Annotated in this window: 13 protein-coding genes; 12 read left to right on the plus strand and 1 reads right to left on the minus strand. The window is 56.3% G+C overall.

Going from position 1 to position 16,431, the window contains the following annotated elements:
* The first annotated feature begins 4 nt into the window (after positions 1 to 4).
* The 12 genes from BBKW_RS02515 to BBKW_RS02570 all read left to right on the plus strand — a co-directional run bounded on the left by BBKW_RS02515 (position 5) and on the right by BBKW_RS02570 (position 15,580).
* Positions 5 to 1,405, plus strand: a complete 1,401-nt coding sequence (locus tag BBKW_RS02515) for a CHAP domain-containing protein (protein WP_033500937.1) — start codon at positions 5 to 7, stop codon at positions 1,403 to 1,405.
* A gap of 142 nt (positions 1,406 to 1,547) precedes the next feature.
* Positions 1,548 to 2,027 (plus strand): SsrA-binding protein SmpB, encoded by a 480-nt coding sequence (gene smpB, locus BBKW_RS02520; protein WP_004219704.1) that lies wholly within the window; start codon positions 1,548 to 1,550, stop codon positions 2,025 to 2,027.
* Between the two features lie 132 nt (positions 2,028 to 2,159).
* Entirely contained in the window at positions 2,160 to 3,107 is a 948-nt protein-coding gene (locus tag BBKW_RS02525) for an ABC transporter substrate-binding protein (protein WP_033500938.1), read from the plus strand.
* A gap of 244 nt (positions 3,108 to 3,351) precedes the next feature.
* The gene (locus BBKW_RS02530) at positions 3,352 to 4,293 is read left to right on the plus strand and encodes an ABC transporter substrate-binding protein (RefSeq protein WP_033500939.1); all 942 of its coding nucleotides are present in this window, start codon (positions 3,352 to 3,354) and stop codon (positions 4,291 to 4,293) included.
* Between the two features lie 290 nt (positions 4,294 to 4,583).
* A complete protein-coding gene (locus BBKW_RS02535) occupies positions 4,584 to 5,513 on the plus strand; it encodes an ABC transporter substrate-binding protein (RefSeq protein WP_033500968.1) in 930 nt (309 codons plus the stop codon).
* 45 nt (positions 5,514 to 5,558) lie between these two features.
* A complete protein-coding gene (locus BBKW_RS02540; RefSeq protein ID WP_033500940.1) occupies positions 5,559 to 6,542 on the plus strand; it encodes an amino acid ABC transporter permease in 984 nt (327 codons plus the stop codon).
* A gap of 12 nt (positions 6,543 to 6,554) precedes the next feature.
* Positions 6,555 to 7,349, plus strand: coding sequence for an amino acid ABC transporter ATP-binding protein (locus tag BBKW_RS02545; protein ID WP_033500941.1), 795 nt, complete (start codon positions 6,555 to 6,557; stop codon positions 7,347 to 7,349).
* Between the two features lie 192 nt (positions 7,350 to 7,541).
* The gene (gene glmS, locus BBKW_RS02550; protein ID WP_033500942.1) at positions 7,542 to 9,434 is read left to right on the plus strand and encodes a glutamine--fructose-6-phosphate transaminase (isomerizing); all 1,893 of its coding nucleotides are present in this window, start codon (positions 7,542 to 7,544) and stop codon (positions 9,432 to 9,434) included.
* Between the two features lie 11 nt (positions 9,435 to 9,445).
* The gene (locus BBKW_RS02555) at positions 9,446 to 10,198 is read left to right on the plus strand and encodes a pseudouridine synthase (RefSeq protein WP_033500943.1); all 753 of its coding nucleotides are present in this window, start codon (positions 9,446 to 9,448) and stop codon (positions 10,196 to 10,198) included.
* Positions 10,199 to 10,412: 214 nt separating this feature from the next.
* Positions 10,413 to 11,705 (plus strand): serine/threonine transporter SstT, encoded by a 1,293-nt coding sequence (gene sstT, locus BBKW_RS02560; RefSeq protein WP_033500944.1) that lies wholly within the window; start codon positions 10,413 to 10,415, stop codon positions 11,703 to 11,705.
* Between the two features lie 172 nt (positions 11,706 to 11,877).
* Positions 11,878 to 13,947 carry a beta-galactosidase gene (locus BBKW_RS02565; RefSeq protein ID WP_033500945.1) on the plus strand — a complete coding sequence of 690 codons (2,070 nt, stop codon included), beginning with the start codon at positions 11,878 to 11,880 and terminating at the stop codon, positions 13,945 to 13,947.
* 205 nt (positions 13,948 to 14,152) lie between these two features.
* On the plus strand, positions 14,153 to 15,580 hold the full coding sequence (locus BBKW_RS02570; protein ID WP_033500946.1) for an ABC transporter substrate-binding protein: 1,428 nt from the start codon (positions 14,153 to 14,155) through the stop codon (positions 15,578 to 15,580).
* A gap of 36 nt (positions 15,581 to 15,616) precedes the next feature.
* On the opposite strand, the gene BBKW_RS02575 is transcribed toward BBKW_RS02570, so the two are convergent.
* Entirely contained in the window at positions 15,617 to 16,387 is a 771-nt protein-coding gene (locus tag BBKW_RS02575) for a type III pantothenate kinase (protein WP_033500947.1), read from the minus strand.
* Positions 16,388 to 16,431 lie beyond the last annotated feature (44 nt).

Here is a 16,431-nt window from a genome sequence, read left to right on the forward strand (position 1 = left end):
CCGAATGATAAGCAAAAAAGCTCTTAAGCCGGCCGCTGCGGTGTTTGCAACGGGAGCTATGTGCGCCACGATGGCGATCGCCCCGTTCTCGCCTGCTGTTCCGCAGGCGCATGCTAATACGTATAGCAATTTGGTGAACGCGCAGAATCGGAAATCCGACAGCGCACAGCGTGAAGCGCAGTTGCGTTCGCAGCTTTCTGGTGTGAAGTCCGATCTGGCAAACAAGATCGTCGAACTGGACGCATTGACGAATACGAAGATTCCGGCGGCCCAGGCTGAGGTCGATGAGGCCAATGCCGCTGCCGCTTCGGCGCAAAGCGAGGCAGAGGCTGCCGCTTCCCGTTTGGAGGCCGCGAAGAAAGACAAGGAAAACCTCGAAGAGCAGATTGAGCAGACGGGCAAGGATTACGACGACGCGCATGCGGCCGTGGCACAGATGGCTCGTGAAGACCTGCATGGTTCCGATGCATCCACTGTGATGAGCGTGGTGACAGGTTCCACGAGTACGCAGGAGTTTATTAATTCCATGCAGTCTCGTGATGCGTTGAGCCGTACCGAAGCCAATGCGGCCAGCGATGCGGCGAATACGTTGAACACGTCGATGAACCGCAGTGAGCGTCTTGCCGCCATCGAAAAGCAGATCGCCAATCTGAAAACCACGGCGGACGCGAAAGCCGCTTCCGCACAGCAGGCTGCCGCTTCCGCACAGACCCAGCGCGACTCGCTTGACCAGTTGCGTGCAGAAGGTGAAACCCGCCGTGCCGAATTGGAAAGTCAGCAGTCGCAGCTGAACGGCAGCGTGGCCAAGCAAGCGGCGCAAACGGTTATGTTGCAGTCGCAGGTCGATTCCTTCAATCGCCAGTATGCAGCCGAGCAGGCCGCCGCAGCCAATCAAAACAATGGTGGCAATCAAGGGCAGACCCAGCCAGGCAACAACAATACCAATAGTGGCGGCAACAATGTGACTCCTGCTCCGACTCCTGCTCCGACTCCTGCCCCTACTCCTACGCCTGCTCCCGCGCCGAGCACCAATAACAATTCCGGTCAGGGAACCTCCAACGGCGATTACGGCAATGCCTACGTGGCCGGTCAGTGCACGTGGTGGGCGTACGAACGTCGTAGACAGATGGGCATCGGAACACCCTCGTACTTGGGCAACGGTGGTCAGTGGTATCTTACCGCTTCCTCGTATGGTCTGCGAGTGGACCATAATCCGCAGGTAGGCGCGGCTCTCTCTTTCCTTCCCGGGCAGGCTGGAGCAGATGGTTTCTACGGTCATGTGGCCGTTGTGGAAGCGGTGAACGGAAGCACTATCACCATTTCCGAGATGAACGCGTCCGGCGGTCCCTACAACGTGTCGTATCGCACGTTATACAACGCGTCCCAGTTCTGGTATGTGCACTGATTCATCAAGGAGTGTTTGAGTTTTCCTTGAGCGTTGTGTCATGGGAGCGCGCCGCCTGAATCGTTGGGCGGCGCGCTCCCGTGATATTGTCGATTGTTGCGTTGCAGAACACTTCTTCGAAGAACCGGAAAGGAGGTCCGACATGGCCAAGGAACAAGGTGTGAAGCCGATTGCGCAGAACAAGAAGGCACGCCATGATTACGCCATCGAAGACAAGTATGAAGCCGGTCTGGTGTTGACCGGCACTGAGGTGAAGTCGCTTCGTGAGGGACGCGCATCGCTGGCCGAATCGTTCATCACCATCGACCGTCGCGGTGAAATGTGGCTTGAGGGAGCCAACATTCCTGAATATCTCAATGGTACGTGGAACAATCATGCCCCTAAGCGCAAGCGTAAGCTACTGCTTCATGCGGCGCAGATCGACAAGCTGGCACGTCAAAGCCAAGCCAAGGGCTTCACCATCATTCCGCTGAGCCTGTATTTCAAGGATGGCCGTGTCAAGGCGGAAATCGCGTTGGCCCGAGGCAAGAAGGAATTCGACAAGCGTCAGGCGTTGCGCGAGGAACAAGACAAGCGCGAGGCGTTGCGTGCCATGCGCTATGCCAACAAGCAAGTGAGATAAGTCGAAACCGGAAAATTTCCGGTTTCACATACTGATATAAAGCGGTGGTCGTAATCTTTTTGTAGCTTGCCCTCTCTAGTGTATGGTTCAGATTCGGTCGAATAGACCGAGCGAGACATAGGAGAAAAGGATATGGAAGCGAAGAAAAGTCTGAAGGCGGCTGCCGCGTGTGCGCTGAGCGTTGCGATGCTGTTTGCTGGAGCGGCATGCGGCACCAGTGATGGAAGCGACGATGCGGCTTCGTCCGATAGCGGTTCGAAATCGAGCGAGCTGACGGGATATGACGTTTCGTCGGTGCAGAAAGACGATGACATCGCCAAACTGTTGCCCGACTATGTGACGAAGGACGGCAAGCTCACCATCGGCATGGACACGTCGTACGCTCCCGCCGAATTCCTCGCGGAGGACGGCAAGACCCCGGTCGGTTTCGATGTCGACATCGCCAAGGCTTTGGCGCAGGTGTTCGGCCTTGAAGCGGATCCGGAAACCGCGAATTTCGATTCGATCATTCCATCGGTTGGGTCCAAGTACGATATCGGCATCTCGTCGTTCACCGTGACCAAGGAACGTTTGGAAGCGGTTGATTTCGTAAGCCATTTCGATGCCGGATCGGCATGGGCCGTGAAGAAGGGCAATCCGAACAAGATCGACACGTCCGATCTGTGCGGCAAGAAGGTGGCCGTGCAGACTGCCACCATGCAGGAGACTGAAGCGAACAAGATGGCCAAGCAATGCGAGGCCGACGGCAAGGATAAGCTTGAAGTGATCTCCAGCAAGCTGCAGACCGATGTGACCACGAACGTTGTCACCGGCAAGGCTGACGTGTTCTATGCCGATTCGCCGGTTGCGGGCTATGCCATCGCGCAGACCGATGGACAGCTGGAAACGTTGGGCAAGGTCGAAGGCGTCGCTCCGGAAGGCATCGTCATCAAAAAAGGCGACAGCCAGATGGATGAGGCCGTACAGAAGGCCGTGCAGAAGCTCATCGACGACGGTACGTATCTGAAGATCCTCAAGTATTGGGGTGTTGAGGACGGTGCCATCGAAACGTCGGAAATCAATACGCCGGGCGCCGAATGATTCCATGATTGAACCGTCCGCGGATCAGACGGTTTCAAGGATCGCCTAGCTGGCAACGTGCCGGGAACAAAGCGGGTTTTGATCATATTGTGATATGGCGAAACCCGCTTTTTCGTAAGAAAAAACAGCATATCGAATAGAGTTTGCGTGCTATTAACGTGGCCGTAGCAATCGTTTTCTATGGTGCCCGCAGAACTTCGGTTCGGTCGTATTCATGCGGTTGGGAATGAAGAGAGGATTTGCGATGGCTTTCAATAATCTGAGGAAACTCGCCGTTTTTGCGCTAAGCGCCGCCATGATCGTTTCGTTGGGTGCGTGCGGCACATCGGAAAAGTCCGATTCCACGGCTTCCGGTGATTCTGAGTCGTCGTCGAACACCACCGGTTATGACGTTTCCGGCGTGACGAAGGATGACGATATAGCCGCGATGCTGCCGGAATCAGTCACCAAGGACGGCAAGCTCACCGTCGGCATGGACACGTCGTACGCTCCCGCCGAATTCCTTGCGGAGGATGGCAAGACCCCGATCGGTTTCGATGTCGATATCGCGAAGGCGCTCGCCAATATGTTCGGTCTTGAGGCCCTGCCGCAAACGTCGAACTTCGATTCGATCATTCCGTCGATCGGCACCAAGTACGATATCGGCATTTCGTCGTTCACCATCACGCCCGAGCGTATGGAAGCCGTCGATTTCGTGAGCATGTTCAAGGCCGGTTCCACGTGGGTGGTGAAGAAGGGCAATCCGAACAAGGTAGATACTTCCGACCTGTGCGGCTTGAAGATCGCGGTGCAGACGGGCACCACGCAGGAAGAGGAAGTCAACGCTGCCGCCAAACAATGCAAGGCCGACGGCAAGTCCGAAGTGCAGATTCTGTCGAATAAGCTGCAGACCGATGTGACCACGAACGTGGCAACGGGCAAGGCCGACGTATTCTATGCCGATTCGCCGGTCGCCGGCTATGCCATCGCACAAACCGAAGATACGCTAGAAGCCCTCGGCGAGGATGTCGGCGTGACCAAGGAGGCCGTGGCAATTAGGAAAGGCGATTCCGATACCGCCAAGGCGGTGCAGGCCGCACTGCAGAAGCTTATGGATGACGGCACGTATATGAAGATCCTCAAGCATTGGGGCGTGGAGAACGGAGCGATCGACAAAGCCGAAATCAATCCGACCGACCTTGGCTGAACGATCAAACGTAAGGCAGGCATCGCACGCGGCGATACTGTGATGCCGATATGACGGAAGGCATGCGGACCCAATCCGCGTGTCTTCCGTTTTTTCGTATATGGATCTTCCGTGATTTGATGGAGCCATATTGCGCGATTCTTGGCTGGTACGTAAGTTTTGCGCAACGTAACGTACATGTAGCATTGCGCTCTTATCGTGCCTATTTGAGATACTGAGGTTCTCTGCAACCGAATGGCGTTGAGATTTCGGTATGGTAATGAAGAGATAAGAAGAAGGATATGCGTATCATGTCTTTGAAGATCAAGTCCGTTGTGGCGCTTGCGCTGAGCGCGGCGATGTTGTTTTCCACTGCCGCTTGCGGCACTTCCGATGCGTCCAATTCCGGTGATTCGTCGGATTCGTCGAACACTACCACCGGTTACGATGTCAGCACCATTGAAAAGGATGACGAGCTGGCCAAGCTGGTTCCGTCCGGCGATCTGGTGAAGGACGGCGAGCTTTCCGCTGGTATGGAGCTTTCGTACGCTCCGGCTGAATTCTATGCCGAAGACGGCAAGACTCCGGTCGGCTATGATATCGACATGACCAAGGCCATCGCAAAGACGCTTGGTTTGAAGCCGAACATCGTGTCTTCCATGTTCGACACCATCATTCCTTCCATTGGCTCCAAGTATGATCTGGGCATTACCGCCATGACCATCACCGAAGAGCGTATGCAGTCCGTGGATTTCGTGAGCTACTACCGTGCAGGTTCCACGTGGGCCGTGCAGAAGGGCAATCCGAAGAAACTCGACACTTCCGACATGTGTGGCGTGAAGATTGCGGTGCAGACCGGCACCGTGCAGGAAGAGGAAGCCAACACCATCGCCAAAGGATGCGAGGCCGATAACAAGGCCGAAGTGATGTCGTACAAGCGTCAGGCCGAAGCTGCCACCGCAGTGGCTACGGGCAAGGCCGATGCGTTCTATGCCGATTCGCCGGTCGCCGGCTATGCCATCTCCCAGACCGATGGACAGCTTGAAGCCTTGGGCGACGTCGAAGGCGTGGCCAAGCAGGGCATCGCTATTGAGAAGGGCAACATCCAGCTTGCTGAAGCCGTGCAGAAGGCCGTACAGAAGCTGATGGACGATGGCACGTATATGAAGATCCTCAAGCATTGGGGCGTGGAATCCGGCGCTCTCGACAAGGCTGAGATCAACCCGACCGATCTCGACTGATCTCATCCCTACTATTTACATCAACAACGAAGGAACTGAAGCATCATGGCGAAGAAACAGATCGACGGCGACGGCCTCGATATTCCGAATCGCATCAAGGCGCTGCCGGTTAAGCGTACGGGCCCGATTGTGGCGGCGGTCGTCGTCGCTCTGCTCGCCGCCATGCTGCTGCAGGGCCTGATTACCAATCCGCGTTTCGAATGGAATGTGGTCTGGAAGTACCTGTTCAACAAGAATGTGCTCGAAGGCATCAAATACACGTTGCTGCTGACGGTCATCTCCATGGTCATCGCCATTATTCTGGCAGTGATTCTGGCCGTGATGCGCAAGTCCATCAATCCGGTGCTACGTGGCGTGAGCTGGTTCTACATTTGGTTCTTCCGTGGCACCCCTGTGTATACGCAGCTGGTGTTCTGGGGTCTGTTCGCCGTGTTGGTGCCTCGCATCGGCGTGGGCATTCCGTTCACTTCCATTGAATTCTGGAGCATTGACTCGCAGTCCGTCATTACCGCGTTCAACGCGGCATGGCTGGGTCTCGCACTGAACGAAGCGGCATATCTGGCTGAAATCGTGCGTGCGGGTCTTGAAGCCGTCGATCCGGGTCAGACCGAAGCGGCCAAGGCGCTGGGTATGAAGCGCTCCATGATTATGCGTCGCGTGGTGCTTCCTCAGGCCATGCGCATCATCATTCCGCCGACCGGCAACGAGTTCATCGGCATGTTGAAGACCACTTCGCTGGTCAACGCCGTGCCGTTCACGCTGGAACTGCAGTTCGCCACCACCGCAATCGCAACCCGACTGTACAAGCCGATTCCGCTGCTGATCGTGGCCTGCATCTGGTATTTGGTGATCACCTCCATTCTGATGGTGCTGCAGTCTCGCCTGGAGAAGCATTTCGGCAAGGGCTTCGATGCGCGACCGGCCGGCGCGCGCGGCAAGCAGCCGCCGCTGCCGGGCAAAACCGGAGGCGAACCGAAAGACGATATCGCCAAGCAGAACGAAGCAACGTTCGCGGGCATGACCGCGTGAGGGGAGTGAGCAATGACTGAACCAACCACCAACGGTGTTGTTCCCGCAGTGAAGGCCACGCAGGTGCATAAGGCTTTCGGTAGCCTGCACGTGCTCAAGGGCGTCGATATGACGGTTATGCCCGGCTCGGTGACGGTGATTCTGGGACCTTCCGGTTCCGGAAAATCCACGTTCCTGCGCCTGATCAACCAGTTGGAAACGCTGACTGGCGGCGAAATCGACGTCGACGGCGAAATGATCGGCTACAAGTATGTCGACAAGGACGGCAAGCAGGTGCTGCAGACTCTGAACGACAGGGAAGTGGCCGAGCAGCGTTCCAAACTGGGCATGGTGTTCCAGAGGTTCAACCTGTTCCCGCACATGACGGCTCTCGAAAATGTGATGGAAGCGCCGGTCCATGTCAAGCACATGGATAAAAAGGAAGCCCGCAAGCTTGCCATCGAAGAGCTGAACCGCGTGGGCATGGGCGATCGCCTCAACCACTATCCGGCACAGCTTTCCGGAGGCCAGCAGCAGCGCGTGGCCATCGCCCGTGCACTCGCCATGAAGCCGGAAATCATGCTGTTCGACGAGCCGACCTCCGCACTCGATCCGGAATTGGTGGGCGAAGTGCTGAACGTCATGCTGTCTTTGGCAAAAGAAGGCATGACCATGGTGGTTGTCACCCACGAAATAGGCTTCGCACGCGAAGTCGCCGACCAGATTGTATTCATGGACGGCGGTGTTGTTGTGGAACAGGGCGGTCCTGAAATCATCGACAATCCGCAGGAACCACGATTCAAGGACTTCCTGCAGCACGTGCTGTAAATCGCCGTAGGCATAATCGTTAAGGATCAGACATCTCTTCGTCGCAAGAATTGCGATCAAGGGAATAACCGAAGAAAATCCCCATGTTGAAAACTGTCGGCATGGGGATTTTTGTGTCCATATATCAAAGGTTCGGCGCAATGGGCGGTTTCGTTTCGAAAATGACACCATTACCCGATAAGCTGAGGTGTTATGTGTGGAATCGTAGGATATGCAGGAAATGTGGAAACCGCGTGCGGCAAGCCGTTGGAAGTGTGCCTCCAAGGCCTACAGCGTTTGGAATACCGCGGGTATGATTCGGCCGGTGTGGCGCTGACCGCGCCCGGCATGGACCATGTGGAAGTGCGCAAGAAGGCGGGGCGCCTCGCCAACCTGATCGAAGACGTGGAACGCAAACCGATGCCGATGGCCACCGTGGGCATCGGCCACACCCGTTGGGCCACCAACGGCGTGCCGAACGACATCAACGCGCATCCTCATACCTCGCAAGACGGCAAGGTCGCCATCATTCATAATGGCATCATCGAAAACGCCTCTCAGCTTCGTCTTGATCTGCAGACGGAAGGTTACCGTTTCTCATCGGAAACCGATACGGAGGTTGCGGCGAAACTACTGGGCAAAATCAGTGAGAAAATCGTTGAGGAAACCGGCAAGCCCGACTTGTTCAAGGCCGTGCGACGCTTGGCACGCATGCTAGAAGGCGCGTTCACGATTCTCGCCACCGACTGCCGTCAGCCGGGTATCGTGGTCGGCGCCCGCCATGATTCGCCGCTGGTGGTTGGTCTTGGCGAAGGTGAGAATTTTCTCGGTTCCGATGTGGCCGCGTTCGTGGCCTACACGAAGCGTGCCATGGAAATCGACCAGGATCAGGCCGTGATGGTGTCTGCCGATAAGGTCGTGGTGTCTGATTTCATGGGCAACATCGTGGCCGATCCGAAGACCTACACCGTGGATTGGGATGCTTCCGCGGCCGAAAAGGGCGGTTGGGACTCCTTCATGAACAAGGAGATCCACGAAGGGCCGGCGGCGGTGCAGCGCACGCTGTTGGGACGTCTCGGCAAGGACGGCAATCTTAATCTTGACGAGGTTCGCATCGACGAGCATGATTTCAAGGCGATCGACAAGATTATCGTTATCGCCTGCGGTACCGCCGCCTATGCGGGCATGGTGGCCAAGTACGCCATCGAGCATTGGGTGCGTATTCCGGTGGAAGTGGAGCTCGCCCACGAATTCCGCTATCGTGATCCGATTCTCACCCCGCGCACGTTGGTGGTGGCCATTTCGCAGTCCGGTGAAACCATGGATACGCTGATGGCATTGCGTCATGCGCGCGAGCAGGGTTCGAAGGTGCTGGCCATCTGCAACACGCAGGGCGCGTCCATTCCGCGTGAATCCGACGCGGTGCTGTACACGCACGCTGGTCCGGAAGTGGCGGTCGCCTCCACCAAGGCGTTCGTGGCGCAGATTACTGCCGCCTACGTGCTTGGCTTGTATTTGGCGCAGGTCAAGGGTGCAATGTTCCGCGACGAAATCGCGCAGACGTTGGATTCCCTCAAAGACATGCCTCGCAAGATCCAGTGGATTCTCGACACGCAGACCAAGACCGTGCATGATGCTGCCGCGCAGATGGTCGATGCGAAGTCCTTCCTGTTCCTGGGTCGTCATGTCGGCTACCCGGTCGCGATGGAAGGCGCGTTGAAATTGAAGGAAATCGCCTACACCTTTACCGAAGGTTTCGCGGCCGGCGAACTCAAGCACGGTCCGATCGCATTGGTGGACGAAGGCGAACCGGTAGTGTTCATCGTGCCACCGGCACGTGGCCGCAATGTACTGCACGCCAAGGTTATTTCCGGTATCGAAGAGGTCAAGGCCCGTGGCGCGTACATTATCGCCGTGGCCGAAGAGAACGATCCCGATGTTGAACGCTACGCGGACGTAGTGTTCTGGCGTCCGGCCTGCCCAACGCTGATGAGTCCGCTGGTGGACGTGGTGCCGCTGCAGCTATTCGCCATGGACATGGCCAAGCTGAAGAATTACGACGTTGACAAGCCTCGTAATCTCGCCAAGTCCGTCACCGTGGAGTAATCGTTCATACGATGCGTCAACAGCGTCAGCAGAAGAGGCATCGTTACGTTCTTGAAGAACCTCACATTCCGTTCGAATGTGAGGTTCTTTACGAGAACGATGCGATTATCGTGGTTGACAAACCGCATTTTCTCGCCACCACACCGCGCGGCATGTGGTATCGCGAAACCGCGTTGATCCGACTTCGGGAACAGTATGGCGAACCTGATATTGTTCCCGCGCACCGTTTGGACCGACTTACCGCAGGTATCGTCGTATTTGTGCGCAAACCGGAATTGCGCGGCGCTTACCAAATGCTGTTCCAGAATCGCAAAACCATCAAAACCTATGAATGTTTGGCGCCACTTGCCCCCGAACAGCATCCGCAATACGGAACAATCGTAAGAATCGACAGGCATCAACCATTTCCGGCAATCCGAGCATCGCATATTTGCAAGGATCGCGGGCGACTTCAGGCGTACGAAATTCCGGAAACCGTCAATGCGCAAACGTTGATTGAGCGGGGGAGCACGGTACGTTGCATCGACGGCAAAGCATATGTGAATTATGTGCTGCACCCGAAAACCGGCAAAACGCATCAATTGCGTGTGCATATGAATTCGTTGGGATTGCCGATTCTGGGCGATGATTTCTATCCGAATATTGTGCAGCATTCTTACGATGATTTCTCGCAACCGTTGGAATTAGTGGCTCGCGAATTACATTTCGACGATCCGGTGACGGGAGAGCCTCGTACATTCGTTTCGAAAGTGCCGCTTGGCTGATGAACAGTCTGATCAGCAGGTATGGCTCGATGAATAAAGATATATAAAAACTGTTCATTGCCGTACTGATATTTGATCGCATCGCTATGGCGTGTTGAAGTTGCGCGTCCCTATAATTGGACACTTTACATTTCGTGTTATCAAGCGTGATTAGGATGTGCTCTTGTTGTGCTGGCTGGCAAAGGCAAGCCGGCTGGAAAGAACGAGAGAGAATATGAACCATATTTCGAAAGCGCTTCGTGGCGTTGCCGACAAATATAACGGCGTGTCGCTGATTATCCGCATTATCGTCGGTCTTATCGCGGGTACCGCACTTGCATTGGTCGTTCCGCATATGGCGTGGATCGGCGAATTCGGCACCCTGTTCGTAAGCGCATTGAAGGCCGTAGCTCCGATTCTGGTATTTGTGCTGGTGGCAAGCGCTTTGGCTCAAGGCAATTCCAAGCTTGACGGCCGTTTTGGCACGGTGCTTTTCCTGTATCTGTTCACCACGTTCCTGTCCGCCGTCGTGGCGGTGCTGACGTCTCGCATGTTCCCGCAGACCATAACGTTGGGCGATGCCGCTGACGCCGATGTAGTGCCGCAGGGTTTGAGCGAGGTTGTGCAGACGTTGCTGACCAATATTGTGGCCAATCCGATTCAGGCCATGATCAACGGCAACTACATCTGCATTCTGATGTGGGCTTGCCTGTTCGGTCTTGCCATGAAGGGTATTGCCAATGAAAGCTCCAAGGCGTTCCTTGCCAATGTGGCCGATGGCGTGTCTCAGGTGATTCGTTGGGTCATCAATCTCGCCCCGTTTGGCATTATGGGCTTGGTGTTCACCAGCGTTTCCAAAAACGGCTTGGCGGCCTTCACCGAGTACGGTAGCCTCCTGCTCCTGCTCGTCGGCACTATGCTGCTGATGGTGCTCGTGTTCGGCCCGCTGGTCATTTTCCTGTACCTGCATCGCAACCCGTATCCGCTGGTGTACCGCTGCTTCAAGGAATCTGGCCTGACCGCATTCTTCACCCGTTCCTCCGCGGCGAACATTCCGGTCAACATGCAGTTGTGCGAGAAGCTCGGTCTTGATAAAGACATGTATTCCGTGTCCATTCCGCTGGGTGCAACCATCAACATGAACGGTGCCGCCGTTACCATCACTGTCATGGCCATGGCTGCCGCCAATACGATGGGTATTCAGATTTCGCTGCCGGCCGCCATTCTGCTGTCTGTGGTGTCGGCGCTCGGTGCATGTGGCGCTTCCGGCGTGGCCGGCGGTTCGCTGCTGCTTATTCCGATGGCTTGCTCGCTGTTCGGCATCAGCAACGACATCGCCATGCAGGTGGTGGGCGTTGGCTTCATCATTGGCGTTATTCAGGATTCTGTGGAAACCTGCCTGAATTCCGCTTCCGATGTGGAGTTTGCGGCGACCGCCGAATATCATGCTTGGCTCAAGCAGGGCCGTCAGCTTCCTGCGTTCATGTATTCCAAGAAGGAACGCCAGCAGCTCGGAATCGAAGCCTGATTTCGCCTGATTTTCGGTTTTTGAATACAAAAAGGCGTCTTCTCGATTGTGTTGTGCAACACGTCGGGAAGACGCTTTTTGTGTTTATTCGTTTTATTTTTGGTTCTGAGCTTGCGGGAATTGCTATTGCGGGATAAATTCGTAAGGGTAGTTGACAAAAAAAGGAGTGAATATGACTCAACGCAGAGCCTATCGTTGGCCGCAGCCGTTGGCTGGGCAGCAAGCCCGTATCTGGTACGGCGGGGACTACAATCCCGACCAGTGGCCGGAAGAGGTGTGGGACGATGACGTTCGTTTGATGAAGAAGGCTGGCGTGAACCTCGTGTCCGTGGGCATCTTCTCATGGGCGAAGATCGAGACGAGCGAGGGCGTGTACGATTTCGACTGGCTCGACCGCATCATCAGCAAGCTGGGCGAGGCCGGCATCGCCGTGGATCTGGCGTCAGCGACCGCGTCGCCGCCGATGTGGCTCACCCAGGCGCATCCCGAGGTGCTGTGGAAGGACTACCGCGGCGACGTGTGCCAGCCGGGCGCCCGCCAGCATTGGAGGCCGACCAGTCCGGTGTTCCGCGAGTACGCGCTGAAGCTGTGCCGTGCGATGGCCGAGCATTACAAGGACAACCCGTACGTGGTCGCATGGCATGTGAGCAACGAGTACGGCTGCCACAATCGTTTCGACTATTCCGAGGACGCCGAACGCGCATTCCAGAAGTGGTGCGAGGAACGCTACGGCACCATCGACGCAGTGAACGACGCGTGGGGCACGGCGTTCTGGGCGCAGCGCATGAACGACTTCACGGAAATCGTGCCTCCGCGCTTCATCGGCGACGGCAACTTCATGAACCCGGGCAAGCTGCTTGACTTCAAGCGTTTCAGCTCCGACGCGCTGAAGGCGTTCTACGTCGCCGAGCGCGACGCGCTTGCCGAGATCACTCCGGACCTGCCGTTGACCACGAACTTCATGGTGTCCGCCACCGGTTCGGTACTGGACTACGACGATTGGGGCCGTGAGGTCGATTTCGTTTCGAACGACCATTACTTCATTCCGGGCGAGGCCCATCTGGACGAGCTCGCGTTCTCCGCGAGCCTGGTCGACGGCATCGCGCGCAAGGATCCGTGGTTCCTGATGGAGCATTCCACATCGGCGGTGAACTGGCGTCCGGTCAACTACCGCAAGGAGCCGGGCCAGCTGGTGCGCGACTCCCTGGCGCATGTGGCCATGGGCGCGGACGCGGTGTGCTACTTCCAATGGCGCCAGTCCAAGGCCGGTGCGGAGAAGTTCCATTCCGCGATGGTGCCCCACACCGGTGAGGACTCGACCGTGTTCCGTGACGTGTGCGAGTTGGGCGCGGATCTGAACACGCTGGCCGACAACGGACTGCTTGGCACGAAGCTGGCGAAGTCCAAGGTCGCCGTGGTGTTCGACTACGAGTCCGAGTGGGCCACCGAACACACCGCAACCCCGACCCAGAAGGTCCACCACGTGGACGAGCCGCTGCAATGGTTCCGCGCATTGGCCGACCATGGCGTGACCGCCGATGTCGTTCCGGTTAGTTCGAACTGGGACGAGTACGAGGTGGTCGTATTGCCGAGCGTGTACATCCTGTCGGAGGAGACCACCCGCCGCGTGCGCGATTATGTGGCGAACGGCGGCAGGCTGATTGTCACGTACTACACGGGACTGTCCGACGAGAAGGACCACGTGTGGCTCGGCGGCTATCCGGGATCGATCCGTGACGTGGTCGGCGTGCGCGTGGAGGAGTTCATGCCCATGGGCGACGATTTCCCGGGCGTGCCGGGCCGTCTCGGTCTGTCGAACGGCGCGGTCGCGCACGATATCGCCGACGTGATCGGTTCGGTCGATAGGTCGGCCACCGTGCTGGAAACGTTCAGGGACGATCCGTGGACCGGCATGGACGGTGCTCCGGCGATCGTCGCGAACACGTTCGGCGAAGGCCGCAGCGTGTATGTGGGCGCGCGCCTCGGCCGTGATGGCATCGCCAAGAGCCTGCCGGAGATTCTTGAATCGCTCGGCATGGCCGAAACCGGCGAAAACGACAGTCGCGTGCTGCGGGTCGAACGTGAGGGATCGGACGGTTCGAGGTTCGTGTTCTCGTTCAACCGCACTCACGAAGCGGTTCAAATCCCATTCGAAGGCAAGATCGTGGTTTCTTCGTTCGCTGAAGTGAGCGGCGAGAACGTCTCGATCAAACCCAATGGCGTGATCGTCACCAAGCAGTAAACGGTCGGCAAACAAATAACCGCAACGCAACATGGGTGTCGGTGGATTGAATAATCGTCAATCCGCCGACACCCATGTTTGTTAAAAGGTAAGTGGATTGCGTGGCTGAATCGAAGAGATTGGAGGATTGTACGCTGGCTTTCGGGTGACTGACGTACACTCAAATGCGTATGCCTGTACGCACGTTCTCGTGTGGAAACACCAAATGGGAGGAATCGGCTTGAAACTGGTGAAACGAATCATCGCCATCTGCTGTGCGGCCATTATGGCAGTCAGCGCGGCCGCTTGCGGAGCCAACGTCGATTCCCGCACCGAAATCACCGTGTGGTCGTGGGAGCCGAGCATGAAGCAAGTCATCGCCGGTTTCGAAAAGGAGAATCCCGACATCCACGTTATTTGGAAGAACACAAGCGGTTATGACAATCTCAACAACGCCATTCAAGACGGCTACGGCATTCCCGACGTGGTGCAATTGGAATACTATGCGTTGCGCCAGTACGCGGTAAGCAGCCAGCTGATGGCGATCACCGGGCGCACGAAAGGCTACGGCGATTTCTACACGCCCGGCACATGGGCTTCGGTACAGCTGAACGGCCGCGTGTACGGCCTGCCTATGGATTCCGGTCCAATGACGTTCTTCTACAACAAAAGCGTGTTCGAACAGGTCGGCGTTGACACGTCCAAAATTCGTACATGGGACGACTATTACGAGGCCGCCAAAAAGCTCAAGGAGATCGGCGTGTACATCACCGCCGATTCCGGCGACGCCAGCTTTTACGATACGATGATCTGGCTTGCCGGTGGACGTCCGTTCTCCACGTCGAACGACGGCAAAAACGTGACGATCAACCTCACCGACGATGAGGGTACGAGAACCTTCACCGAATTCTGGCAGAAAATGATCGACGAAGGTTTGGTCGCCACCAATCTGACCACATGGTCCGATGAATGGAAGGAATCCGTGGGGGAGGGGAAGGTAGCCTCCGTGTTCTCCGGCGCATGGCTGCCGTCGCTGCTCATGTCGAACCTTCCTGGAACCGCGGGTTTGTGGCGTGTGGCGCAGATGCCCACGCAGGATGGCGAATACACCACGTCGGAAAACGGCGGATCCGCACTGGCCGTGCTGCAACGCTCTCGCAAGCCTGAAGCGTCATATCGTTTCATTGAATACGCATGCCATAATGCGGAAGGCATCAAAGCCCGTGTGAATGGCGGCGCGTTCCCCGCCGATAACAACACGTTGTCTGATCGGGAATTCCTTCGCAAAACCACCGTGATCGACGAGCGTGGCATTGAAATACCGTATTTCGGCGGTCAGGAATACAATCGCGTGCTTTCCGAAGCTGCGGAAAACGTTTCGACCGGCTACCAGTATCTGCCATTCGAAGTGTATGCGCGAAGTGACTTCCGCTCCACTGTGGGCAAAGCCTACAAATGGTCGAGTCTCTTGTGTAAGGAGCAGGACCGGTTGAACATCATCGCGGCCGGTGGCAAAGTGTCCGACAAATCCGCCATCGGCGACTCGCTGAAGGAAACCGATTCCGCAGATCGACTTAAATTGAAAAGCGGCATCGCGCTTTGGCAGAAGGATCTGAAGGAATATGGAGCCAATCAGGGCTTTACTATTCAATAAATATTAATTATTTACAGAATCTAATTATAAGATTTTCTATCGTACGTTACGTTCGTAAATATGCAGCATGCCTTTGAAAATCAGATCCGGATCGTAAATATCGATCATATCGGTATCATCAGCAAATACTCGGCTTAAACCACCCGTCGCGACCACGCGGAATTCTTCGTCGATTTCGCGATGGAATTGTGTGATTGTACGTTCGATGCCTCCGAGGAAGTTGTAGTACAAGCCGGCTTGCATGGCTGGTTTGGTGCTTTTCGCCAGAATCGATGCGGGGCGGGTGATTTCCACTTCCGGCAACTGGGCCGTGGCCTCCCACAAGGCGGCCGCGCCCGTGCGAATGCCGGTGGTGATCAGTCCGCAAATCACTGAAGCGTCGGCTGTTACGTAATTGAATGTGGTGGCCGTGCCGAAATCCGCCACCAGAATCGGACCGCCATACTCGTAGTAGGCTCCAGCACAGTCGGCGATGCAGTCGGCACCCATGTTCTGCGGATTGTCCATACGAATGTTAATGCCGGTTTTGACGCCCGGTCCAACGATCATCGGATCGATATTGAGGAATTTCACAATGCTGGCGCGGAACGAATGCATGACCTTCGGCACCACCGATGAGATGATTACATCATCCACATCGCCCGGCGTGTAGCCGCTCAACCGCAGGAATTGCGTGATCATCAGGCCATATTCGTCTGACGTGTGGTTCGATTTCGTGGTGATGCGGTATGTGCCGGCGATGTGCCCGTCATCAAGGAAGCCGATCACCACATTGGTATTGCCGATGTCGACTGCGACCAGAAGCATATCGAATTCTCCTTACGATTACTGTATTGACGCTATTTCTTGCG

The organism is Bifidobacterium catenulatum subsp. kashiwanohense JCM 15439 = DSM 21854 (genome assembly GCF_001042615.1).
In the GTDB taxonomy this organism is placed as follows: Bacteria; Actinomycetota; Actinomycetes; order Actinomycetales; family Bifidobacteriaceae; genus Bifidobacterium; species Bifidobacterium catenulatum.

What these genes read in the sequence shown, in the direction of transcription:
- BBKW_RS02515 (WP_033500937.1), top strand. Translation starts at nt 5, where the DNA reads ATGATAAGCAAAAAAGCTCTTAAGCCGGCCGCTGCGGTGTTTGCAACG.
- smpB (WP_004219704.1), top strand. Translation starts at nt 1,548, where the DNA reads ATGGCCAAGGAACAAGGTGTGAAGCCGATTGCGCAGAACAAGAAGGCA.
- BBKW_RS02525 (WP_033500938.1), top strand. Translation starts at nt 2,160, where the DNA reads ATGGAAGCGAAGAAAAGTCTGAAGGCGGCTGCCGCGTGTGCGCTGAGC.
- BBKW_RS02530 (WP_033500939.1), top strand. Translation starts at nt 3,352, where the DNA reads ATGGCTTTCAATAATCTGAGGAAACTCGCCGTTTTTGCGCTAAGCGCC.
- BBKW_RS02535 (WP_033500968.1), top strand. Translation starts at nt 4,584, where the DNA reads ATGTCTTTGAAGATCAAGTCCGTTGTGGCGCTTGCGCTGAGCGCGGCG.
- BBKW_RS02540 (WP_033500940.1), top strand. Translation starts at nt 5,559, where the DNA reads ATGGCGAAGAAACAGATCGACGGCGACGGCCTCGATATTCCGAATCGC.
- BBKW_RS02545 (WP_033500941.1), top strand. Translation starts at nt 6,555, where the DNA reads ATGACTGAACCAACCACCAACGGTGTTGTTCCCGCAGTGAAGGCCACG.
- glmS (WP_033500942.1), top strand. Translation starts at nt 7,542, where the DNA reads ATGTGTGGAATCGTAGGATATGCAGGAAATGTGGAAACCGCGTGCGGC.
- BBKW_RS02555 (WP_033500943.1), top strand. Translation starts at nt 9,446, where the DNA reads ATGCGTCAACAGCGTCAGCAGAAGAGGCATCGTTACGTTCTTGAAGAA.
- sstT (WP_033500944.1), top strand. Translation starts at nt 10,413, where the DNA reads ATGAACCATATTTCGAAAGCGCTTCGTGGCGTTGCCGACAAATATAAC.
- BBKW_RS02565 (WP_033500945.1), top strand. Translation starts at nt 11,878, where the DNA reads ATGACTCAACGCAGAGCCTATCGTTGGCCGCAGCCGTTGGCTGGGCAG.
- BBKW_RS02570 (WP_033500946.1), top strand. Translation starts at nt 14,153, where the DNA reads ATGGGAGGAATCGGCTTGAAACTGGTGAAACGAATCATCGCCATCTGC.
- BBKW_RS02575 (WP_033500947.1), bottom strand. Translation starts at nt 16,387, where the DNA reads ATGCTTCTGGTCGCAGTCGACATCGGCAATACCAATGTGGTGATCGGC.